20 protein-coding genes and 3 pseudogenes are annotated in these 21,187 nt (G+C 62.2%); 4 read left to right on the top strand and 19 right to left on the bottom strand.

Going from position 1 to position 21,187, the window contains the following annotated elements:
• From tssF to tssA, 7 genes are all read right to left on the bottom strand, one after another.
• Positions 1-1,782, bottom strand: coding sequence for a type VI secretion system baseplate subunit TssF (tssF, locus tag IEX53_RS07530; RefSeq protein WP_188822985.1), 1,782 nt, complete (start codon positions 1,780-1,782; stop codon positions 1-3).
• Positions 1,775-2,284 (bottom strand): type VI secretion system baseplate subunit TssE, encoded by a 510-nt coding sequence (gene tssE, locus IEX53_RS07525; protein WP_188822983.1) that lies wholly within the window; start codon positions 2,282-2,284, stop codon positions 1,775-1,777. Before tssE ends, tssF begins: the two co-directional genes overlap by 8 nt.
• The gene (locus IEX53_RS07520) at positions 2,277-3,101 is read right to left on the bottom strand and encodes a type VI secretion system accessory protein TagJ (RefSeq protein ID WP_188822981.1); all 825 of its coding nucleotides are present in this window, start codon (positions 3,099-3,101) and stop codon (positions 2,277-2,279) included. The genes tssE and IEX53_RS07520 overlap by 8 nt, the downstream gene beginning before the upstream one ends.
• Entirely contained in the window at positions 3,098-4,525 is a 1,428-nt protein-coding gene (gene tssC / locus IEX53_RS07515) for a type VI secretion system contractile sheath large subunit (protein WP_188822979.1), read from the bottom strand. Before tssC (IEX53_RS07515) ends, IEX53_RS07520 begins: the two co-directional genes overlap by 4 nt.
• Positions 4,526-4,535: 10 nt before the next feature.
• On the bottom strand, positions 4,536-6,017 hold the full coding sequence (tssC, locus tag IEX53_RS07510; RefSeq protein WP_188822977.1) for a type VI secretion system contractile sheath large subunit: 1,482 nt from the start codon (positions 6,015-6,017) through the stop codon (positions 4,536-4,538).
• A gap of 70 nt (positions 6,018-6,087) precedes the next feature.
• A complete protein-coding gene (tssB, locus tag IEX53_RS07505; RefSeq protein WP_188822975.1) occupies positions 6,088-6,600 on the bottom strand; it encodes a type VI secretion system contractile sheath small subunit in 513 nt (170 codons plus the stop codon).
• A gap of 60 nt (positions 6,601-6,660) precedes the next feature.
• A complete protein-coding gene (gene tssA / locus IEX53_RS07500) occupies positions 6,661-7,704 on the bottom strand; it encodes a type VI secretion system protein TssA (protein ID WP_188822967.1) in 1,044 nt (347 codons plus the stop codon).
• A 252-nt stretch (positions 7,705-7,956) separates the two neighbouring features.
• Here tssA and tssH point away from each other — a divergent pair, with 252 nt between their 5' ends.
• The 4 genes from tssH to IEX53_RS07480 all read left to right on the top strand — a co-directional run bounded on the left by tssH (position 7,957) and on the right by IEX53_RS07480 (position 12,207).
• Positions 7,957-10,725, top strand: coding sequence for a type VI secretion system ATPase TssH (gene tssH / locus IEX53_RS07495; RefSeq protein WP_188822965.1), 2,769 nt, complete (start codon positions 7,957-7,959; stop codon positions 10,723-10,725).
• A gap of 41 nt (positions 10,726-10,766) precedes the next feature.
• Positions 10,767-11,243 (top strand): Hcp family type VI secretion system effector, encoded by a 477-nt coding sequence (locus tag IEX53_RS07490; RefSeq protein WP_188822963.1) that lies wholly within the window; start codon positions 10,767-10,769, stop codon positions 11,241-11,243.
• A gap of 87 nt (positions 11,244-11,330) precedes the next feature.
• A complete protein-coding gene (locus IEX53_RS07485) occupies positions 11,331-11,690 on the top strand; it encodes a Rap1a/Tai family immunity protein (RefSeq protein ID WP_236016076.1) in 360 nt (119 codons plus the stop codon).
• A 16-nt stretch (positions 11,691-11,706) separates the two neighbouring features.
• Positions 11,707-12,207 (top strand): T6SS effector amidase Tae4 family protein, encoded by a 501-nt coding sequence (locus IEX53_RS07480; RefSeq protein ID WP_188822959.1) that lies wholly within the window; start codon positions 11,707-11,709, stop codon positions 12,205-12,207.
• Positions 12,208-12,271: 64 nt separating this feature from the next.
• Here the strand turns inward: IEX53_RS07480 and IEX53_RS07475 are convergent, their stop codons facing one another.
• The 12 genes and pseudogenes from IEX53_RS07475 to IEX53_RS07425 all read right to left on the bottom strand — a co-directional run bounded on the left by IEX53_RS07475 (position 12,272) and on the right by IEX53_RS07425 (position 21,158).
• Positions 12,272-12,613 carry a DoxX family protein gene (locus IEX53_RS07475; RefSeq protein WP_188822956.1) on the bottom strand — a complete coding sequence of 114 codons (342 nt, stop codon included), beginning with the start codon at positions 12,611-12,613 and terminating at the stop codon, positions 12,272-12,274.
• A 32-nt stretch (positions 12,614-12,645) separates the two neighbouring features.
• Positions 12,646-13,014 carry a molybdopterin cofactor-binding domain-containing protein gene (locus IEX53_RS23835; protein ID WP_236016075.1) on the bottom strand — a complete coding sequence of 123 codons (369 nt, stop codon included), beginning with the start codon at positions 13,012-13,014 and terminating at the stop codon, positions 12,646-12,648.
• A 21-nt stretch (positions 13,015-13,035) separates the two neighbouring features.
• The gene (locus IEX53_RS23830; protein ID WP_236016086.1) at positions 13,036-13,296 is read right to left on the bottom strand and encodes a hypothetical protein; all 261 of its coding nucleotides are present in this window, start codon (positions 13,294-13,296) and stop codon (positions 13,036-13,038) included.
• A 112-nt stretch (positions 13,297-13,408) separates the two neighbouring features.
• A pseudogene (locus tag IEX53_RS23825) lies at positions 13,409-14,074 on the bottom strand (xanthine dehydrogenase family protein molybdopterin-binding subunit); the annotation flags it as partial.
• A gap of 107 nt (positions 14,075-14,181) precedes the next feature.
• Positions 14,182-15,179 (bottom strand): annotated as a pseudogene (locus IEX53_RS07465) (FAD binding domain-containing protein).
• Positions 15,179-15,469, bottom strand: a pseudogene (locus IEX53_RS07460) ((2Fe-2S)-binding protein); the annotation flags it as partial. The pseudogenes IEX53_RS07465 and IEX53_RS07460, both read right to left, overlap by 1 nt.
• A gap of 304 nt (positions 15,470-15,773) precedes the next feature.
• Complete coding sequence (locus IEX53_RS07450; RefSeq protein WP_188822954.1) at positions 15,774-16,238, bottom strand: XdhC family protein; 465 nt, start codon at positions 16,236-16,238, stop codon at positions 15,774-15,776.
• Positions 16,132-16,629 (bottom strand): XdhC family protein, encoded by a 498-nt coding sequence (locus IEX53_RS24370; RefSeq protein ID WP_373288604.1) that lies wholly within the window; start codon positions 16,627-16,629, stop codon positions 16,132-16,134. Before IEX53_RS24370 ends, IEX53_RS07450 begins: the two co-directional genes overlap by 107 nt.
• 254 nt (positions 16,630-16,883) lie before the next feature.
• Complete coding sequence (locus IEX53_RS07440; RefSeq protein ID WP_188823046.1) at positions 16,884-17,753, bottom strand: SMP-30/gluconolactonase/LRE family protein; 870 nt, start codon at positions 17,751-17,753, stop codon at positions 16,884-16,886.
• 62 nt (positions 17,754-17,815) lie between these two features.
• Positions 17,816-18,763, bottom strand: coding sequence for an ABC transporter permease (locus IEX53_RS07435; protein ID WP_188822950.1), 948 nt, complete (start codon positions 18,761-18,763; stop codon positions 17,816-17,818).
• The gene (locus IEX53_RS07430; RefSeq protein WP_188822948.1) at positions 18,760-19,701 is read right to left on the bottom strand and encodes an ABC transporter permease; all 942 of its coding nucleotides are present in this window, start codon (positions 19,699-19,701) and stop codon (positions 18,760-18,762) included. Before IEX53_RS07430 ends, IEX53_RS07435 begins: the two co-directional genes overlap by 4 nt.
• A complete protein-coding gene (locus tag IEX53_RS07425; RefSeq protein WP_188822946.1) occupies positions 19,701-21,158 on the bottom strand; it encodes a sugar ABC transporter ATP-binding protein in 1,458 nt (485 codons plus the stop codon). The genes IEX53_RS07430 and IEX53_RS07425 overlap by 1 nt, the downstream gene beginning before the upstream one ends.
• Between the last annotated feature and the right edge of the window lie 29 nt (positions 21,159-21,187).

The following is a 21,187-nucleotide window of genomic DNA, read 5'->3' as shown; positions in this document are numbered from 1 at the left end:
TCACAGCAGGGGGCGGGCAGCCGCGCGGGCCGGCCAGCTGGCAACGGGGCGGGATTGCCCGCGCAGCTTCACGGTCAGGCGCGTGAAACTGTTGATCGAGGTATAAAGGCTCAGGAAATGGTCGAGCACGCTTCCGAAGAGAAAGGCGCTCGCATGGTCGGTGCGGCCCGGATCGAATTCGATGGTGACGTCGGTGCCCGGAACGACCGCTCCGCCCTTCATCCGCGCCGTCGCGCTTTTCGTTTCCACCCTCTGGAGGGAATCGACGAAGAACCGCGTTTCCGGCGTGTCTCGCACGGAGTAAAGCGAGAGAATATCCTTTAGCGCCGCGCCGCCTTTGTCCGACAGGGAAGCGTGGTTGAGCAGCAGGTGCGAAATCAGGCGCCATTCCCGCTCGGTATGTTCCGCCCGGCGGATCACCGGCGTCGGCGGCATCAGGGCTTTCGTTGCCGCCACGCTGTCATTGCCGGGAACAATGTTGAGATAAGGATGCCCGCCGCCGAACGGAAGTTTCTCCGCCAGATCCCTGTTGGTGCAGAGCGTATCGACGCTCGCGGTCATCTGGACCGCGTCCGTGGGACGGCGTTCCCGGTCGACAAAGGTGATATCGACGTCGGTGGTTTTGTCGTCCTCGTCATAATGCCGCGCGATCTGCCAGAAGACGGGCGTCGACTCATGGGTCTGCGTGCGACCGAAAAAGGGCTGGCAGAAGCGTTCCCGTCCGTCCGCATCCGAAAGGAGGACGCGCTCCACGGAATAGATCTCCCTGGTGTGGTGCCGCCTTGCATCCGGCAGCAGGCGGTATTCCGTGCGGGTTCCGTCGATCGTCAGCGGTTCGCAGGCTTGACGGTAGAGGTTGATGATAGGCGTGGCGTGGAGCGCGAAATCCTGCGCCGAAACCGACCGTTCCAGCTCACGGTCGGTCTCCTTGAGATAGATGAAAATCTCCAGCCTCTCGTCATCGAGAGCTTCGATGTTGTCGAGGTCGATAAACAGGAATTTTTGCGGAAGCGCGAAGAATTCCGTCAGCAGCCTGTAACCGGTGAAGCTGACGGCCGGATAGGGGAGCATCGCCTCCTCCGGATCGAAGCCGGCGGGGCGAAGATTACTGCGATCCAGAAATCTCGGCGCGATGTCGCTGGCATGGCGCGCAACCGCGATGCCGAGACCATGATTGCATAAGAGCTCATATAATTGCGTCGCCTGTCGCCATGGCGCGGCAAGATAAAGCCGCAGCCGCTTCAGCCCGATGTCGCGCAAGGATGGCCGTCCCTCGAGCATCCGTAGCGAGAGATGCAGGCAGCCGGCGGCCCCTGCGAAGGGCGAAACGGGCGCTTCGATGGGCTGGCCGGAAAGCTTCGCCGACACAAGCCGCACCGGCGCGATCTCCACATCCTGCGTCGTGCGGAAACGGCAGGTTTCGCCCGCAACCGGCTCGGAGGAGATTTCGGTCAGCCGTGGAATTTTCTGCACCGACCCCAATTGCTCTGACGGCTCGAACCTGACGATGCTCATCGACGGCAGGGGCGCAAGGAAATGCGGATAGAGCGCTTCCAGAAGCTCGGTGGTCAGTTCTGGAAACTCGTCATCGATCTTCTGCCTAACGCGCGCGGCGGAATAGGCAAAGCTCTGGATCATTCGCTCCACCTGCGGGTCATCAGCGACATCGGCGGTCAGCCGCAGCCGCCCGGCGATCTTGGGAAAAGCGTCGGCGAAACGAGCGGCCTTGCGGCGCAGGGCAGCCAATTCCTCATTGTAGCGCTGCAGAAACCTCTCATTCATTCGCGGCCTCTATCGAAAAGCGCTGCGATGAAGGGTCGATCGTCGTCTCGAAACGGATGGGCGGCATCCCGTCCTGCAGCCGGAAGCTGGCCTCGATGCGCATTTTCAGCGTGCGTTCTCCCGTCGCCCGGCCTTTGAGGATGGTGACATGCACATTGGTGAGCCGGGTTTCTGTCCGCGCGATGCGCCCCTCCAGCGCGTGGGCGAGCGCGATTTTCGCCTCGTCGGTCACCAGATTGGCGGAAACGAAGCCATCGACGCCATAGGTCAGGGCTGAATCGGTGAGTTCGCTTAAATGCGCTGGCGGCGAAACCGGCGAGCGGCGGGTATTGAGCAGGGCTTCCAGGTCCCGGCGGATGGATTCGCGCAATTGCCTTATCTGCGCCGGAATGCTCATCGGCGGGTCCGCCGGCCGGTCCGGCTCGCTGTCCAGAAGCCGGTCGAGCACGGAGGACGCGATGACGCGTTCCTGCTGCATATATCTAGCGAGTGGATCAGCCATTAGCAGGCACTCCCGCGGAATGGGACAGTTCGCCAAGGACAGGCAATTCATGCAGGGGCAACAGATCATCGCCGACGAGCAGGCAGCGCTGGCCGCTTCCGGTCGTAAGGCCGGCGGCGCCCTGCTGCCAGCGCGTTTCACGAGCGAGGAGCAGCGCGCTTTCCGGCGGCGTTCCATGGTAGATCGCCGGAAGCAGGACCGTTGCTTCCGCTCCGTCGCGCAAAGTGAGCCGCGCAGGGCGGAAGGCATAGTCGCGCGGACGCGTTACCGGTTCCAGTTGCAGGCCCGCGATCCGTTCGAACCCGATCCAGAGATAGGCGCCACCGGCAGTCAGCGCTTCCAGCACATAGGCCGTGCGGTCGTCGCCGTCGCGCAGAAAGGATACGCCATTCCCGGCGGCTTCGAGCGGAAGTGCGGTCTCGTCTTCATCGAGCGCTTGAAGGATTTCCAGCGCCTCGCCGGGCGCACCATCCCGGGCTGCGACGGCTAGCTTCAGCATCTGCCTTTCGCGCGGGGTCGGCTCACCGGGAAATTGCGGCAGCGCGCCTTCGGAAAACCACGCCTCCCGCGCCGCCATGGCCCGAAGCTGATGGCGCAGGAGGGCGAAGCCGGTGGCGTCTTCCGGCGAGAAATTGGCGGCAAGGTAGCACTGCGCATCCGCCCGCTCATAGTCGCCCTTCAGCACCAGAAGGTCGATGTAAAGATTGCGCGCCTGCTTGTCGGCGGGATGGGACTTCACCTGTTCCTTCGCCGCCTCAAGCGCGGCATCCAGGGCACAGTCCTCCAGCAGGTTGGCGATTGTGGCGGCTAGGCTCATGCTGTTTTCCTTTCGGAGGCTGTTTCGTTGGCCGGCAGGACATTCGCGGCGGCGGTGTCGGCAACCAGCTGGAAGGTCGTGGATACGTCGTCCAGCTGGAAATGCGGCTGGAGCTGCACGGTACAGGTGAATGTTCCGGGACGTCCGGGAACCTCGTGGACCTGGATGCCAGCCGAGCGCAGCGGGTAACGGGTGCGTAGCGTCAAGTCGGCGTCGTCATTGCCAACCGTATAGGCCGAGAGCCAGGCTTCCAGCCGCCTGCGCACCACTTCCGCATCCGTCACGGTACCGATCTCATCGCGCATGATGACCTTGAGGTAATGCGAGAAGCGCGACGCGCAGAGCACATATTGCAGCATCGCCGCCAGGCGCGCGTTCTGCCGCGCATTCTCATTGCTGTAATGAGGGGGCTGGTGCAGCGATTGGTTGGAATTGAAAATGAGCGCCGGGGACATATAGGTCGTGGCGACCGGCACGATGCCGAGATCGCAGAATTGCTGTTCCTGCGCGGCTGTCAGCCGGATTTCCACCGGAGGCTGGGCCGACAGGCCGCCGCTCTCAAACCCCAGGTCGTAGGGCGCGATCTGGTCGGGCGGGAGGAAGCCGCCGTCCTCTGCATCCTGCGAGACGCCGCGAATATCCGCGAACCAGCCGGACGCCAGATAATTGCGCATGACGACGAGGGCGAAGGCGAAGGCACCGTTTCCCCACAGGAGATGGCTGCCATCCGGCTTGCCGGCCTCGCGGAAGGGGAATGGGTCGACGCGGCTGCGCACATTCGACCGATACGGCATGCGCAAGAGGACGCGCGGGCCGGCAAGGCCGATGAAGCGGGTGTCGTCGCGCTTGCGCAGGCCTTCCCATCGCTTGTGTAGCAGGTTCTGCGGCAGACGGGAGAGATCCGGCGCGCGGTTCAACTCCGTGAAATCACTGAGGCCCACCGTCCCGGGGCCGGCCCCGGCTATGAAGGGGCAGAAAGCGGCGGCGGCAGTCATGCTGATCTGTGTCAGCGTCGAGACCACGTCGTGACCGTCCTTGATACCGGGCTGGAGAATATAATCCGCGATAATGAGGCCGAACGGCTCGCCGCCCGGCATTCCGAATTCGCGGCTGTAAACCAGATGGAACAGCTGGCTCTGGTCGAATTCGCTGGCGCGCTCCATGTCCCGCGCGAGCGCCTGCCAGCTTACATTCAGCAATTTCACCTTGATGTCGTCGCCTTGGCCCGCGTGGCGGACAAGCAAAGCCAATCCACGCCACGAGGCTTCTAGGGCCTGGAAGCGCGGATGATGCAATATTTCATTGACCTGCCGGTTCAGCGTCTCATCGATAAGAGCAATCAGACGATCGACCCGGCGTCGGAGCGGGCTTGTGGCCATCATCGTCAACATGGCGTCGGGTGCGGTAGTGAAAACATTCCGCACCCGGCTCCGGTCAGTTCTTGCTTGGGATTCGCGCGACCATGCGCAGCGAGGTGGTCAGTTCCTCCATCTGCAGCCATGGGCGCATCCAGGCCACCGCATTGTAGGCGCCGGGACGTCCGGCGATTTCCTCGACGGTCACCTTGGCTTCCCGCAACGGATATTTTGCGCGCGATTCCTCACCCGCCGCGTCATTCGCGTTGACATAGTTGGAAATCCAGCGGTTCAGCCAGCTTTCGCAATCGGCGGCTTCCATGAAGGAACCGATCTTGTCGCGGCCCATAACCTTCAGGTAATGCGCGAAGCGCGAGGTCGCCATGATATAGGGCAGGCGCGCCGACACCGCGGCATTGGCCGTTGCTTCCGGACGGTCGTAGATTTTCGGCTTGTGCGCCGTCTGCGCACCGAAGAAGACCGCATAATCGGTGTTCTTGTAGTGGCAGAGCGGCAGGAAGCCGAGCTTGCCGAGCTCCGCGTCGCGGCGGTCGGTAATGCCCACTTCCGTCGGGCATTTGAGATCGAGATCGCCATCGTCGCTGGTGAAGACATGCATCGGCAGGTTCTCGACCTTGCCGCCATTTTCCGCGCCGCGGATCGCCGTGCACCAGCCGTTCCTGGCGAAGGCCTCGGTGAGGCGCGTGCCCATCACATAGGCAGCATTCATCCAGCAGTAATTGTCGTGCGAAAGCTCGCCATTGGCCGCTCCGCCGGTTTCATCGAAGACGAATTCATCGATCGTGATGGTCTTCGGGGTGTAGGGCAGGCGGGCCAGAACGCGGGGCATGGTGAGGGTGACGAAGCGGGAATCATCACTTTCCCGCAGCGAACGCCATTTGGTATATTCCTTGGTTTCGAAGATCTTTTCCAGATCGCGGGGCTTGGAAAGCTCGCGGAAATCCTCGAAGCCGAACATGCGCGGGCTCGCCGCCGATATGAACGGCGCGAAGGCCGCCGCAGCGATGGACGATATGCCCTGCAGCAATTGCACGTCTTCGAACGAATTGTCGAATTCATAGTCGCCGACGAGCGCGCCCATCGGCTCGCCGCCCGGCGTTCCGAATTCATCCTCATAGATCGCCTTGAACATGCGCGACTGGTCGAACTCGACGGCCTTGGCCAGATCCTTGGAGAGTTCGCGCTTTGAGGCGTTGAGGACCCTGATCTTGAGGTTCGCGCTGGTCTCGGTGTTCTTCACCAGATAGTGCAGCCCGCGCCAGCTCCCTTCGAGCTTGGTGAACTCGGGCGATTGCATGATCTCGGCGAGCTGCCGTGAAATGACACGGTCGAGTTCGGCGATGGCGTTGTTGAGCGTGACCGTCAGGTTGCGGTCGTATTTGACGGTGCCCTTGAGCGCCTGGTCGGTGAGGGTGCGGAGCAGATCGTGTGCACGGTCGGGCTCGGTCTGCTTCGTGGCGCTCACAACTTTGGCAAGCAGGCTTTCTTCCGGTGCCGCTTCGAGAGTCGAAACGTCCTGGCTCTGCGTTTTGGTATTCATACCGGTGGTCCCCTGGTCGTTGCGCCCGGCCTAAGCGAGCGCGGCGCTAAATCTCTCGGATCAGAAACGTTCAGGCCTTCTGGCCACCCTTGCGGGCTTCAAGCTCCCTGACCAGTTGCGACAGATCGGCCTTGTTCTGCAGCACGTCTTCGAGAAGCTGCTCCAGTTCCTCGGAGCGGTCCGCCTTGCTCATCAGATCGCGCAATTCGTTGCGCGCATCGAGGAGCGCCTTCAGCGCGGGAACCTGTTCCACGATGGCGCCCGGCTCGAAATCCTTCATGCTTTCGAATTTCAGCGAGACGGAAAGGTCGGAGCCGTCATCTTCGATCGTATTCTTGACGCGCAGGTTGAGGCCCGGCGACATCTTGCGCATCACCTCATCGAAATTGTCGCGGTCGATCTGCACGAATTTCCGCTCGCCGAAGGGCTTCAGCGGCTCGGTCGGATCGCCCGAGAAATCGCCGAGCACGCCGACGACGAACGGGAGTTCCTTGACGACCATCGCGCCTTCGGTCTCCACCTCATATTTGATGTGGACACGCGGTTTGCGAACCCGCTCCAGCTTCTCATGTACGCTAGCCATCAACCCTCTCCTCACTGTCTCTTTCGCGGAGATTGATCCGCCGTGTTCGATTGAAAACCCTTACCCGCCGCTTTTGTCAACTTTGGGCTGAATGCCTGCCGCGGTCAATACGGAAGCGCGAGTGGCGGCGTCCGGCAGCAATTCGTGCAGCAGTTCCTGAAAGTCCATGCGTCCGCGCCGGACGAGCGTTTCCAGCGCTTGCGCGGTCGGCGAATGCGGTTCCGCCCTTCGGAAAAAGCGGGCGACATTCAACAGGATTTCGAATGCCTCGTCCCGCGAGCGAATCGACCCGTTCGCGTTGACGGCGGGCATGACGGATGGACTCGCCTCCCCTGCCAACTCCGCTGACCGCGCATCGCTCTCGACCGCTTCGTCGATGTGCGCCATCGTTCTTATGGCCAAGGCCGCTTCCTGCAAAACCTGCCGTATGTTGGAAGCGGGCGGCGCATCCTGGCCGCAAAGCTCGTCGAGTTTTCGGGCGAGGGCGTTGAAATTCTCCAGGCAGCTTTCGACCTCCGCAAGCTGCGTTCTCATCACCGCCGTGCCCTTTTCGGCGACAGCCTGGTAAAGCGCATCCCGCAGGGCCGTTTCCCCGGGCCGTTGCGCGCGCTGGTAGTCCCACAAGCCGAATTTGCCATAGGCATTGTCCGGCACCAGCGGTGACAGGCGCAGAGCCTGGATCAGCACGCCTTCGCCGCCAAGCCCGTTGAGCCCTGTCAGCGGCGCTACCTTATCCTCGACCGTGTCGTTTGCGACTGAATGGAGGTCGGGCCACCACTTATCAACGAGCGACACCAGCACCGTGAAGGAATCGCGCAGCCCGGCAAAGCCGCGCAGGCGCAGCTGCGCTTCCGCCAGCCAGCACAGAATCTCGATATCCTTGCTGTATTCACTGAGGATTCTCATGGCTAAAGTATTGACATCGTTCCACAATGAAACAACGCCGATGGGCTCGTTCGCGGCCACAGATCTTTCCGCCGCGCGCGCCGAATTGCGGGCGTCTTTGAGCTCGTAATACATCACCTGGGCCTGCGGATGAGTCCTCACGTCGACCCCGCAAGAAGACGTTTCCGACACAGCTGAGGTTAGTTCGCTGATTTTCAAGGAAATTCGGCCTTTTTGCGCGTAAATGAAGTATCTCGAATATCTAATTTGAAAGGATAATCACGCCTTGTCAATCGGCTCAGTTTGCCTCCCTAATATTAGGGAGGAGTTATTCTTTGTAACAAATTGTGAGTAGAAATTGGTCTTCATATTTTAGAAAAAGCTGTTCGGTTGTGATGCGCAGACCAGCCAATGTGTGATTGTATCGGTAATATTGCAATTTCTTAAAGGGGCGCGGGAGGGGAAGCACCGATGTCGCAAATCGACGTCCACCGGTTGGTGAGCGCGCTCGCCGCGGACCTCCATGCTGGCCTCGAAGCTGCCGCGTCACTCGCCGCGCGCAGTGCGCATGCGACGGTGGAGGTGGCGCATTGGCTGCGCGCGCTGCTCGACAACCCGGACGTGCGGGAAAAAATCGTGGAATTGTCGGTCGATAGCCTCGCCTTGCAGCGGCAACTCGACGAGACGATCGGTGACATGGCCCGTCAGGATGGCGTGTCGCTTACCCTCTCGCAGAATCTTCTGGCGCTGGCGCGGGAAGCCTGGCTGATCGCTTCCCTGCAGTTTGGCAGGCAGCGCATCGGTCTTGCCGATCTGCTGCTTGCCATGAATTCCGATTCGGCCCTGCGCATGCTGGTGCGTGGCATCGCGCCGTCATTGCGGACGCTCGATTCCTCGAAATTGCAAAGTTGGGCGGAAGAGGCGAGGGCGGATGTCGCGACATCAGGCGAAGCGAATGCGGCCCCGGCGTCCGCCGGGGGTGGCAATGAATTTCTCAAGCTCTACACCCATGATCTGACTGCGGATGCGCGCGCCGGGAAGATCGATCCCGTCATAGGCCGTGGTGGCGAATTGCGGCAGGTGCTCGACGTCCTGATGCGACGGCGCCAGAACAATCCCATCCTGGTCGGCGAGGCGGGCGTGGGTAAGACTGCGGTTGCGGAAGCGCTGGCGCTGGCGATTGCGCAGGGAGACGTTCCGGAGGTGCTTCGCGGCGTCCGGCTGCTGATGCTCGACCTCAGCCTGCTTCAGGCGGGGGCGGGCGTGAAGGGTGAATTCGAACGCCGCCTGCATGGCGTCGTCGATGCGGTGAAGTCATCGCCGGAACCCATCATCCTGTTCATCGATGAGGCGCATGGCCTGATCGGAGCAGGGGGACAGGCCGGGCAGGGCGATGCCGCCAATATCCTGAAGCCGGCCTTGGCGAGGGGCGAGCTTCGCACCATCGCGGCGACCACCTGGAGCGAGTACAAGCGCTATTTCGAGAAGGATGCGGCGCTGACCCGCCGGTTCCAGCCGGTGAAGGTCAACGAGCCGGACGAGGATACCGCGATCCGCATGCTGCGGGGCATTGCCGATGTGTTCCGCAAGCATCATGGCGTCCGTATCCGCGAAAGCGCGCTCGAAGCGGCGGTGCGGCTCTCGGCGCGCTATATCCCGTCGCGGCAATTGCCCGACAAGGCGATCAGCCTTCTCGACACGGCGGCGGCTTCGGTCGCGCTGGCGCGGCAGACCGTGCCGGAGGCGTTGGCCGCGCTGCGAAATGAACTGCATCTTACCGAAGTGGAGATTCGCTGGCTGCGGGATGAGCCGCCAAGCGAGGCAGGCGATGCGCGTATTGCCGATCTGGTTCTGCGCCGGGATGAATTGCAGGCGGAGATAGCTGAGCTGCAAAACCGCCATGGCCGTGAGCTGGAGCTGGTGGAAAAGGCGGACAGGCTGGAGGATGCGCTTGTCGCCCTGGCTGCGGAGCCGGATGGGTTGAAGCCGGTCCAGGAGGAAGCGGAGGCCGGCAATGTGACGCCGTTTCCTCCCCGCGCCCATGCGGGCAGGCATGGTCCAGCGGCGGAGCTCAATGCGGTCGAGGCAGAACTCGGTTCGCTCGGCGGGGAAACAGCCCTTGTGCCGCGCGTCGTCGATCGCGATGTTATTGCCGGTATCGTCGCTCGCTGGACGGGAATCCCGGTCGGCAAGCTCCTTTCCGACCAGATCGATGCCGTCAACACGCTGGAAGAACGCCTCAAAAAGCGCGTTATCGGCCAGGATGCGGCAATCGCGCGGGTGGCGGCGGCGATGCGCGTTTCGCGCGCCGGCCTGTCCGATCCGCGCCGCCCGCCCGCCGTGTTCCTGTTCGCCGGCATGTCCGGCACGGGCAAGACCGAGACGGCGCTCTCGCTTGCGGATATCCTTTATGGCAGCAGCCAGTACCTCACCACCATCAACATGTCGGAGTTCAAGGAGGAGCATAAGGTTTCGATGCTCCTCGGCTCGCCGCCCGGCTATGTCGGCTATGGCGAGGGCGGTGTATTGACCGAAGCGGTGCGTCGCCGCCCCTACGGGGTTCTGCTGCTCGACGAGATCGACAAGGCGCATCCCGGCGTTCAGGAAATCTTCTATCAGGTGTTCGACAAGGGGACCTTGCGTGACGGCGAAGGCCGCGACGTCGATTTCAAGAACACCACGATCATCATGACCGCCAATACCGGCTCCGAGTTGCTCGCGAACCTGGCGGCGGATCCGGATACGATGCCGGAGGGCGAGGCGCTGGAGGCGCTGCTGCTTCCTGAATTGCAGAAGCAGTTCAAGCCGGCCTTTCTCGGACGCACGACGATCCTGCCTTTCATGCCGCTGGGTGCTGAAGCTCTTGCCGGGATCGTGGAGCTTCAGATCGCGCGCATCCGGGAGCGCGTCAGGGCCAGCTACGGGACAGCGCTTTCGTTGAGTGACGAAGCGCGCGGCGCGCTGGTCGCCCGTGCGAAATCCAGCGATATGGGCGCGCGCGTCATCGAGGCGATGATCGCCCGCGATCTCATGCCGGTTCTCTCGGCATTCTTCCTCGATGCGCTGGTGGATGGTCGTTCCGTGCAGAGAGTGAAAATCGATTTCGACGGCAGGTCTTTTCAGGTCGAGGAGATTGCTGTCATCAACGAATCCGCCGCGGGGCAGGCGGGTGATCAGGCGCTGGACGGTACGAACACGGTTCCGTCCGCGGGTAATTCCGGAAAGGCAGTCACGCCTTGAAGGGTTGAAAGTAGCCAAGCTTATCAAACAGGAGATACCGCATGCCGATTTATCTGCAGATCGATGGCATCCAGGGCGACGCCACGCATGAACAGCACCGCAAGTGGATGGATATCGAAGCGCTCCACTGGAATGTGTCGCGCAACATGAACACCTCGGCCGGCTCCGCCGCCAACCGCGAAGCGTCCGAGCCGACCATTTCCGAGGTCATCCTGACCAAGGTGAGCGATTCCTCGTCCACCAAGCTGTTCCAGGAAGCCTGCTCGGGCCGCACCGGCAAGCGCGCCGTCGTGCATCTGGTAACCACCGGCAGCCCCGGCGAGACCTATATCGAGTACACGCTCACCAACACGCTGATCTCCAACTACTCGGTGGATACGAGCGGCGACCGTCCGGTCGAGACGATCAAGCTCAACTTCACCAAGATGGAAGTGAAGTACACGCCATACGACGAAAACCAGTCGCCGCAATCGCCGATGATTGCGTCCTACGATCTGGCGACGACGAAATCCGCCTGATCGGACTTATTCCTGGAGCCGGCCCAACCCGGCTCCAGGCATTCTGGCCGTCGCATGGAGGATAGCGTGCGTCCCGTCATATTGAGCATGGCATTATATGCCGTCGCCGGCATTTTCTCTTCATCCGCCACGGCGGGCGACAGGACATGGGTTTTCAGCGGCTCTGAACTTATTGACGCCCTGAAAGGTGACCTTGCGCCGGAAACAGCGGACAAGGAGTTGAAGCGCATGCTTTCGACCGCGCGTGGCACTGCTTATGTGGCAGGCGTTGCCGATGCTCTGCAAGGCCGGGAATGGTGCGGCGCAGGGGCCATTCTCCCCCACGAAATGACGGATCGCGTCTACACCTATCTGAAGGACCTCCCGCCAGAACAACTGAAGGAGAATGCCGCCCCGCTTGTCGGCCAGGCCTTGTCCAAGGAATTTCCGTGCAAGAAGAGGAAATGACCCGAGGGGACCGAATATGAACATCACATTCGATGAGCTCTACAGGAATTATTCGAGCAGCGACATGAGCCGCCCGAATTATGTCAGCCAGCGGGACCTGTTCACGCAGATCGGCTGGGAGGAATACTTAAGCAATTCTCTCTACGCCAACACATGCGCCCTCAGGATCAGCCTTGCCTTCCTCGGCGCCGGGCGGACGATCACGCCCAGATCCCACAACATCCTGAAGGGCCCGCACAAAGGCAAGGGCGTTCAGGTCAGCATGCGCAAGCTTGCCGATTTGCTGGCGAGGCCGAACTATCTGGGTCAGTACGAGGCCTATACGCCGGAAACGGCGCAGCGCGGCATCGGCCCGCGAAAGGGCGTCGTCGCCTTCAACAAAATCCCCGGTTTCAGCGGCGGCGGCCACATAGACCTCGTGCTTGGTGCGGCGGATGCCACACAATGCGCCTCCGGCTGTTACTACCGTTCGGAAACGATCTGGTTCTGGCCCTTGAGCGGGGCAAGAATTTCCTGATCGAGCGAGCAGGCAGGATGGCCACCAGCGCCGCGCCATTTGCAACGCGCTTTAAGTTTTTATTTTACGCATGCCTTATCCCAAAACCGGCCCCACTTTGGGAGACATGCTCTTTGAGCACGGGGAAAAAGCCGTTCGAGCCGTGCGCGATGAAATAGGCAAAGGCCATCAGGCCGGAGAGGACGAAGGCCACAGGGCGGGTGAAAAGGCCCAGTACCAGCATGAGGCCGCCGACCACTTCGAGAGCTCCCGCGGTGTAGAGCAGCGGGTTGAGCGGATATTCAAACGGGGCAGGCCACCCGAACAGCTTCATCGTGCCATGGGTGAAGAACGATCCTGCCGCGAAGATGCGCAGGATGCTTAGGAGCTGGGGAGCGAATTTGCTGCTTGCTTGCCAGAGGTGCATGTCTCTCTCCTGGTTACCGAAAGGCTTTTGGGTCAAAGGACGTCTTCGATGCGGATGGGCAGTTTTCGTATGCGCTTGCCGGTCGCATGGTAGATCGCGTTGGCGATGGCGGGGGCGGTTCCGAGCATGACAAGCTCGCCCATTCCCTTGACGCCTGCCGAATTGATCCTGACATCGGGCTTGTCGATGAGGCCGACATCGATCTCTCCGATATCGGCATTGACCGCGACGACATAATCGGCAAGGTCGTCATTGAGGTAGCCGGCGAAGCGCGGGTCGATTTCGGTCTCTTCCCGAAGCGCCGTGCTGAAACCCCAGACCACGCCGCCATACATCTGGCTCCTCGCCGTCCTCGGGCTTACCACCCGGCCGATATCGGCAATGCTGACCGCGCACGGCATGCGGATGCGGCGCGTATGCGGCTAGATATGGATCTCCACGAACTGCGCGATATAGCTCATGGAGGTGAAGCCGGAATATTCCGGCCCGGCCCCCGCGCGCACGCCCTGCCGGAAAGCGGCAAGGGCGGAGGCGTCCTGGCCGGGCGCGAGTTCCGAAACGGTGACCTCGATAGAGGGGCGTTTCAGGCGCGCGAGCTGCTGGTGCAGATTGCCGGCAGGGGGATTGGGCCCGGCAAGCTCCGCGAATTTTGCGCGCAGGGCCTCGACGGCCTTGAGCGTCACGGGAATGCAGCTTGCCGTGACGCTTTCCCCGAAACTGGCCCTCCGGGAGGTTCTCCTGGACGACATCATAGGAAATGGCGCTGAGACGCCCTTCCGCGTCCGCGGCGAGGCGAATATTATGAAGGCTGCGCGGGCGATAATTGGCGATATGAAAAATCTGCCCGCGCGGCGTCACCAGCTTTATCGACCGCCGCGTCAGCCGCGCGGCTTCGGCCACCAATGCCGTCTGCATCTTGGGAGAGGATTTCTGCCCGAACCCGCCGCCGACATATTCGGATTTCACGACAACCCGTTCGGGAGAAAGATTGAACGCCTTGGCAAGCGCCGCCTTGACCGCGTCGACATTCTGGCAGCCTTCATAGATCGTCAGCTTCTTCTCGGACCAATCCGCGACGGTGCCGAACAACTCCATGGCATTATGGTGCTGGGTGGACGTCTCATAGGCACCCTCGACGATGGTGGCGGCATTGCGGAAGGCCGCATCCACATCGCCCGCATTGAAGCCTTCATCGGGAATGCGTTGCGCGCCGGGGCTGTCCATCAATGGGATGAACGGGGCTTTTTCATAAATAGCCGTTATGGCTTCGGCGCCTTCAATCGCGGCCTCGACCGTCTGCGCAACCACCAGCGCAATCGGCTGCCCGAAAAAAGCGATTTCCGGGCGAAGGGTCGGGAAATCGCCGATGGAAAGCACGCGCACCACACCGGCGATTTTGGTTGCGGGCGTGGCATCGACTTTGGTGACCCGGCCCTTGGCAATCGTGGCAGGCACCAGCATTGCGTAGAGCATGCCACGCAATTTCATGTCGGCGCCATATTGCGCCCGGCCAAGCACCTTGTCACGCGCATCGACACGCGCGATCTCCGAGAAGACTTCCGTCGGCATCAGGCGCTCCTTTCGGCGGCAATGAGCAGCGCGGCGGCAAGCGTGCGCGTGCCGAGTTCAATCTTGTAGCCATTGGCGTTGCCGGCCCGGGCATGAGCGAAGGCTGCCTTGCCGGCGGCGAGGGCGCTCTCCCGCGTCAGACGTTGGCCCGCCAGCATCGCCTCCGCCTCGGGCGCGCGCCAGGGACGGGTGGCGACGCCGCCAAGAGCGATGCGCGCCTTGCGGACAGTATCGCCCTCCATCTCCAGCGCCACCGCCGCCGAGGCGAGCGCGAAGGCGTAGCTCTCGCGGTCGCGGATCTTGTGGTAGGTCGAGGCGCGCCCGGCAGCCGTTTTCGGAATGGTGATGGCGGTGACCAGCTCGCCGGGCCTTATGTTGAATTCCAGATGCGGGGTGCCGCCGGGCAATCGGCAGGCCGCGCGTGCCTTCCGGCCCCAGAAGCTCGATCGTCGCGTCCATCGCCGTCAGGGCAACCGGCCAGTCGCCGGGGGAAACCGCCGTGCAGGATTGGCTCTGCCCCAGCGCCGCCTGGCCGCGGTCGAGCTCGCCGATAGCCGCGCAGCCCGAGCCCGCGCCCGCTTGTTGCAGGGATAGACCCCGACCGTGGAGGACGAGCCCGCCCCGTTGCGGAAATACATGCAGCGCGTCCGCTGCAGGAGATTGCCGCCAACCGTCGCCATGTTGCGCAATTGCTGGGAGGCGGCGCGCCATAATGCTTCGGAGAGCAGCGGATAGTCTTGGTTGACGGTTTCGTTCGCGGCGACGGCGCTCATCGGGGCGAGCGCGCCAAAGCGCAAGGTGTCGCCTTCGGTTTCGATGGCGTCCATGCCGTTGATGGTGGTGACATCGATGAGATGGCCGGGCTGCGCGGCGCCCAGCTTCATGAGATCGTAAAGCGTCGTCCCGCCGGCAATGAGCGGGCGTTTTCGCCTGCGGACAGAAACGCCTCGATGGCGGCATCGGCAGTCTGGGGACGGTGATAAGTGAACGGCTGCATCAACCTCTCCCCATCTTCGGCGCGGCGTCTTCGATGGCGGCGACGATGCCGGGATAGGCGCCGCAGCGGCAGATATTGCCGCTCATATATTCCCGGATGCGCTCCCGCGAGGTCGCGTTGCCCTCGGTCACGCAGGCGACCGCGGCCATGATCTGCCCCGGCGTGCAATAGCCGCATTGCAGCGCATCATGGTCGATGAAGGCCTGCTGCATCGGGTGGAGCGTTTTGCCGTCCGAAAGCCCTTCGATAGTCGTCACCGCACGCCCCTCGACCTTCGCTGCGAGGGGTATCAAGAAGCTGCCTGCCGTCGCAGTCGATCAACAGGGCGCGGGAGAGAAGCGATCGCGCGCCGCCTTCGCCGCTCAACGGCAGGCGCTTGAGTTTTCCAACTGGAAATATTGCGGGTGGCCCGCGATAGCCATGCCCCGTTGTCGCCATAATCAAGCCAACATTTTGCCCCGCTGCGCATAGCATCCGCGCGATATGATCCCGCTTAACGAGCGACATATTGGCAAGGCACATCATGACTCGCGAGAAGTTCTTCGCTGCCCGGATTGCCGCCCCAAGGGAGTGGGCATGCCTTTTTCGGCATCGTCATTGCGGATGATTGTGAAGCCGTCGCGCCGGAAAGCTTCCGTCCACCCGGCGAAGCTTCGACAAACGAGTATCCTGCCGCCCCATGAGAATCCTTGGAGGCTGGAAAGGATGTGATGGGCGACCGGCTTGCCGGCAGCAGCGCGCCGAGCTTGTTTCCGCCCTCGAAACGCGGGCCTCTCGCGCCGGGCCGAACAGGCCGATGGGCGCATGGATGCGGTCGAGCTGCCCCGGCGAATATCCTTCCTGCCGAAGCCGGTCCCTGCGGCGGGCATGGGTTCTGCGGCTTCCAAGGCAGCCGATATAGAACGCGTCCGTTTTGAGCGCGGCCCGCAATACCGGCAATTCCCGCTCGACATCATGGTGAAGGAGGACGATGGCAGTTTCCGCATCCGCCCCTGTGGAAATGCCATCCGGCTCCGCCTCGACGACATCCAGCCCCCGCTGATGCGGCAATGGCAGCAAAGGTGCGGCCTTCGATCCCTTGTCCGGAAAGAAATATTCGCGGCTCGGGCCGATAGCGCGTTACGAATGAGCCACCGCGCCAGCCTGCCAGTGTAAGGCCGTCGCACGGTGCAAGATGCCCGCGTCCGGGATCATAGACGAGCCCTATCGCTTCACGCCGGGCAAGCGCACCGAGAAGAACGTCAATGATATCGGCGTTTTTGAGGACATGGATGGTCAGGCCGATACCGCCGCCACAGGGTACGGCGATATCGAAATAGGGCGAGCCCTTGCCGAAGCGGCAGACACGGTCGGCCCCTTCGCAAACCGCCATATGCGCGCCAAGAGTCCGCGAAGCGCCATCGATGATTTCGACCAGGGTTGCCAGCGCGCAGCGACGGCCATTGGCCATGTCCGCCCGAAGAAATTCGAATACATCGGCAGACCGGTCCGTCAAAACGGCGGGCCGGATATCTATCTCTCCCATGTGGTGTGCCTGGTCGCTCAGCATGGGGAGAGGCTAGAGCAGGGTGCTCTCCATTTTGAAGAAGGCACTGGAAAGATTTATACGCACCAAAAGGAGAGTGTTGTTGGCGCCGGTGCGCGTCTTACCGGTTCCGATCCAAATGTCTTTTAAAACCTTATTGTGCTGCTTGCTTGGCAGCATCAAGGATATTGCGCGCCGTTGACCGCCAGATACACCGCATAGAGCGATTTGGTCGCTGCGATGAACAGGCGGTTGCGGCGGGGGCCGCCGAAGGTGACGTTGACGACGGTCTGCGGCGTTTTGATCTTGCCGAGAAGCGTTCCCTCGGGCGAGAAGCAGTGGACGCCGTCGCCCGCGCTGGTCCAGAGATTGCCGCCGGTATCGAAGCGGAAGCCGTCCGGCAGGCCCGCGTCGACGGTGCAGAAGACCTCGCCGCCGGTCACCCGCCTGCCGCCATCCACGAGGTCGAAAACGCGGATATGGCGCGGGGCGATTTCGTCATGGCTGAAGGCGCTGTCGGCGACGAAGAGTTTCGTTTCGTCGGGGGAGAAGGCGAGGCCGTTGGGTTGGCGGAAGTCGGTGATGACGGCGTCGAGCTCGCCGGTCTTGGGATCGAGGCGGTAGACGTTTCGTGTCGGCTGTTCCGGTTCCGCCTTGTAGCCCTCGTAGTCGGACATGATGCCGTAGGTGGGATCGGTGAACCAGATCGTGCCGTCCGAGCGAACCACCACATCGTTCGGCGCATTGAGCTTTTTGCCTTGAAAACTGTCCGCGAGCACCGTGATTGTGCCGTCATGCTCGGTGCGGGTGACGCGGCGACCGCCGTGCTCGCAGGTGACGAGGCGGCCCTCGCGGTCGCGCGTATTGCCATTGGCAAAATTGGAGGGCTGACGGAAAATGGAAACGCCGCCTTCCGGCACCCAGCGCAGGATGCGCTCATTGGGGATGTCGCTCCAGAGCAGGCAGTTCATGTCGCTGAACCACACCGGCCCTTCCGCCCAGCGGCAACAGGAATAAAGCTCGTCCAGACCGGCGCTCGGCACGATCATGTGGCGAAAACGTTCGTCGTGGATTTCGTAGATATGGGACAAGAGAATAACTCCGGAAAAGCTCAGCGTTCTGATCTGCGGCCGCTGGCAAGCATGATCACCGCGATGATTGTGAGCCCGGTCAAGACGAGCCGGACGCCCGCGCCGAAACCATAGGTGTTGAGCATCGAGACGATAAGGAACATGAAGAGTGCGGCGCCCCAGATGCCTGGAACGTTGGAATCCCCGCCCGCGACAGCCGTGCCGCCGATGATCACGACGGCGATGGACATCAGCAGATATTCCGCGCCCATATTGAGCGCCGCGCCGCCCGAGAAGCAGGCGAGCAGGAAGCCGCAGAGCGAGGCCAGTACCGCGCAGAGAAGATAGGTGACGAAGCGCGTGCCATCGACCGGAATTCCCGCCATGCGCGCGGCGAACGGGTTCTGCCCGATGGCGGAAATCCAGCGCCCATAGATGCTTTTTTTGAGCAATACCCAGCCGATCAGCGAGAGGACGATGGCGACGAGGGCGACATTGGGAAGCCCGAGCGTTGAGGCGGTGGTGAATTCCGCCAGGCTTTCGGGCGGCTTTACCCGCAACCCGCGATTGCTCCAGATGGCGGCGGACTGGATGAGGAAACTCATCGACAGGGTGGCGATGATGGGAGGAATGCGTAAGAGCTTGATGAGCGCATAATTGCAGATGCCGATGGCCAAGCCGGTAAGGAGCGCGACGGCAAGCCCCGCCAAAACCATGCCGTCCTGCGAGTCCATGAGTTTCAGCGCCAGCGTTGCGGCGAGCGTCATGTTGGCGGGCACAGAGAGGTCAATATTGCCGGGGCCGAGGGTGATGACGAACATCTGCCCGAGGCCGACGATCACCGAGAAGGAGGCGAAGGTGAGGGCTGCGTGGGAAAGGCCGTGCGCACCCGCGCCGCCTGTGAAGAAGAGTGTGGCAAGCCAGACCGCGGCGGCAGCAAGGAACGACCAGATCCAGGGGCGACGGTTGAGGGCGGAAAGGGCGTTCATTGCTTCTTTCCCTGTTTTTCGAGGCGATTGAGGAAGAGGCGCAGTGCCAGCACGACGATGAGAATGCCGCCTTGCGCACCGATCTGCCAGTCGGGCGATATGCGCATGAAGGAGAGGAACGAGCCGGCGAGCGTCAGCGTCAATGCGCCAATGACCGCGCCGATGGGCGAAACACGTCCGCCGACGAACTCGCCGCCGCCCAGGATGACGCCTGCGATGGACAGTAGCGTATAGCGTAGCGCGATATTGGCATCCGCCGAGGTGGTGAGGCCGACAAGCGCGATGCCTGCAAGCACCGCGAAGAAAGCGGCGAGGGCGTAGGTGCCGGCGCGGATGGCGGTGATCGACCAGCCGGCGCGCTCGATGGAGCGGGCATTGCCGCCCGCGCCGCGCATCAGCACGCCGAAGGTGGAGCGCATGACGATGAAATGCGTCACGAGGGCGATCAATATGCTGGCGACAATGGCCATGGGGACGAAGGGCGGCTTGGCGGTCATGATCCACCGCGCCCAGTCCGGCGCCTGCCCGCCGGGGGAGGGAAGCAATAGCACCGCGAAACCACCCCAGACGAAGCTCATGCCGAGCGTGACGACGATGGAGGGCAAATTGCGCAGATGGATAATCGCGCCCAGCGCCGCATAGGTTGCAATCGCGGCGATGAGGATCAGGACGCCGATGACAGGCGCGGTGTTGAGCCATGTCGCCGCGACGCAGACAACGAAGCTGACGAAGGTGCCCATCGAGAGATCGAGATCGCTCACCGCCATAATGAGCATCTGCGCAATCGTCGCCAGCGCAATCGGCACGGCGAGATTGAAGAGCAGGTTCAGCCCGGTATAGCTCATGGCGCGCGGCTGCATATAGAAGACGGCGGCGAGCAGAAGGGCCAGCGAGAACGCCGGCGTCAGCAGGCGGATGGTGGAGGATGAGAGGCGCATCAGCCGTGTCCTCCCTCGAAGGAGGCAGCAAGCACGTTCTTTTCCGTAATGTCCTCGCCGGCCAACTCCGCGACAATGGCGCCGTCGCGGAAGACATAGACCCGGTCGCAGAGTTCGATTTCATCCATTTCGGTTGAGTACCAGACGAAGGTTCGGCCCTGTTCGGCCTCATGGCGCAGGATCTCATAGACTTCCTGCTTGGTGCCGACATCGACGCCGCGCATGGGATCGTCCATCAGAATGGTGGTGGCGCTGGTGGCGAGCGCGCGGGCGAAAAGCACTTTCTGCTGGTTGCCGCCCGATAGCGACAGGATGCGGTTGGCCATGTCGGGCGTGCGGATCTGTATCCGCTCCTTCCACTGGCTTCCGAGTGCATCCTCCCGCTTTTGATCGACGAGCTTGAATGACGATAGCCGGTCGAGCGAGCCGATAGTCAGATTGTGGAGGATGCTCCAAAGCGGAAAAGTGCCGTTGAGGCTGCGGTCGCCCGCAACGAACGCGATGTCGCACTCGCGGGCCGGGAGCCAGTTCGGACGCCGGGCATAATAGAGGTCGAGCAGCATTTTGGTCTGCCCGTGTCCGGCGAGACCGGCAAGGCCGATCACCTCGCCCTTGAGGGCCCGGAACGGCTTGATATCGCGGGAACGCTGGGGAAGGGACAGGACCGCTGCGCCCGCCATTTCGGTTTTCACCACACGGCGCGTGGATTTCTCCCGCTCGACGCTGCCCATGGCTTCGACGAGGCTGCGATTGGTGAACTCTATCGCCGCGCGGTCGGCGACCACCTTGCCGTCCTTCATGACCACGATGCGGTCGCAAGTGGAGAGGATCTCGCCCAGCATGTGCGAAATGAGGATGATTGCGCCGCCTGTGGCGGTGAATTTGCGCACATAGGCCATGAGCTGCGCGGCGATGCCGGCATCGAGCGATGAGGTCGGCTCATCGAGGATGACGAGCTTCGGCGCGCGGCCCGGCGCGATGAAGTTGATGGCGATCTCGACCATCTGCCGCTCGGCAATGGAAAGCTCGTCCACGGTGGCGGAACAGTCGATCTGGTGGCCGGGGAAGATTTCGCCGAGCTTCTTCGAAATGAGATCGATGGCCTTGCCGCGCCAGTTCGCGCCCATGAGACCGGGCTGCATGATGCGGACATTTTCGGCAATCGTCAGGTTCGGGAAGAGCGAGAGCTCCTGAAAGACGCAGCGTATGCCAGCCTTGCGGGCGGTGGCGACGCCATGGCCCGGCTCGCCGTGATAGGAGAGGCTGCCCTCATGCGGTGTGAGCCCGCCATTGATGACATTGACGATAGTCGACTTGCCCGCGCCATTATGGCCGACGAGGCCCACGCATTCGCCCTGGCGGATCACGAATTCCGCGCCGTCCAGCGCCCTTACCGCGCCAAACCGCACATGGATATTGCGCGCGGCGACGACCTCGTTTTTCTCGGCTTCTGTCATTCGCTCAAACTGCTGTTGGGGATGAAAAT

The organism is Paramesorhizobium endophyticum (assembly GCF_014640615.1).
Lineage (GTDB): Bacteria > Pseudomonadota > Alphaproteobacteria > Rhizobiales > Rhizobiaceae > Paramesorhizobium > Paramesorhizobium endophyticum.
The sequence above is the reverse complement of the archived record's forward strand: the minus strand, read 5'-3'. Positions and strand labels throughout refer to the sequence as shown.

What these genes read in the sequence shown, in the direction of transcription:
- tssF (WP_188822985.1), bottom strand. Translation starts at nt 1,782, where the DNA reads ATGAATGAGAGGTTTCTGCAGCGCTACAATGAGGAATTGGCTGCCCTG.
- tssE (WP_188822983.1), bottom strand. Translation starts at nt 2,284, where the DNA reads ATGGCTGATCCACTCGCTAGATATATGCAGCAGGAACGCGTCATCGCG.
- IEX53_RS07520 (WP_188822981.1), bottom strand. Translation starts at nt 3,101, where the DNA reads ATGAGCCTAGCCGCCACAATCGCCAACCTGCTGGAGGACTGTGCCCTG.
- tssC (WP_188822977.1), bottom strand. Translation starts at nt 6,017, where the DNA reads ATGAATACCAAAACGCAGAGCCAGGACGTTTCGACTCTCGAAGCGGCA.
- tssB (WP_188822975.1), bottom strand. Translation starts at nt 6,600, where the DNA reads ATGGCTAGCGTACATGAGAAGCTGGAGCGGGTTCGCAAACCGCGTGTC.
- tssH (WP_188822965.1), top strand. Translation starts at nt 7,957, where the DNA reads ATGTCGCAAATCGACGTCCACCGGTTGGTGAGCGCGCTCGCCGCGGAC.
- IEX53_RS07490 (WP_188822963.1), top strand. Translation starts at nt 10,767, where the DNA reads ATGCCGATTTATCTGCAGATCGATGGCATCCAGGGCGACGCCACGCAT.
- IEX53_RS07485 (WP_236016076.1), top strand. Translation starts at nt 11,331, where the DNA reads ATGGCATTATATGCCGTCGCCGGCATTTTCTCTTCATCCGCCACGGCG.
- IEX53_RS07480 (WP_188822959.1), top strand. Translation starts at nt 11,707, where the DNA reads ATGAACATCACATTCGATGAGCTCTACAGGAATTATTCGAGCAGCGAC.
- IEX53_RS07475 (WP_188822956.1), bottom strand. Translation starts at nt 12,613, where the DNA reads ATGCACCTCTGGCAAGCAAGCAGCAAATTCGCTCCCCAGCTCCTAAGC.
- IEX53_RS23835 (WP_236016075.1), bottom strand. Translation starts at nt 13,014, where the DNA reads ATGCCGTGCGCGGTCAGCATTGCCGATATCGGCCGGGTGGTAAGCCCG.
- IEX53_RS24370 (WP_373288604.1), bottom strand. Translation starts at nt 16,629, where the DNA reads ATGGCCAATGGCCGTCGCTGCGCGCTGGCAACCCTGGTCGAAATCATC.
- IEX53_RS07440 (WP_188823046.1), bottom strand. Translation starts at nt 17,753, where the DNA reads ATGATCGTGCCGAGCGCCGGTCTGGACGAGCTTTATTCCTGTTGCCGC.
- IEX53_RS07435 (WP_188822950.1), bottom strand. Translation starts at nt 18,763, where the DNA reads ATGAACGCCCTTTCCGCCCTCAACCGTCGCCCCTGGATCTGGTCGTTC.
- IEX53_RS07430 (WP_188822948.1), bottom strand. Translation starts at nt 19,701, where the DNA reads ATGCGCCTCTCATCCTCCACCATCCGCCTGCTGACGCCGGCGTTCTCG.
- IEX53_RS07425 (WP_188822946.1), bottom strand. Translation starts at nt 21,158, where the DNA reads ATGACAGAAGCCGAGAAAAACGAGGTCGTCGCCGCGCGCAATATCCAT.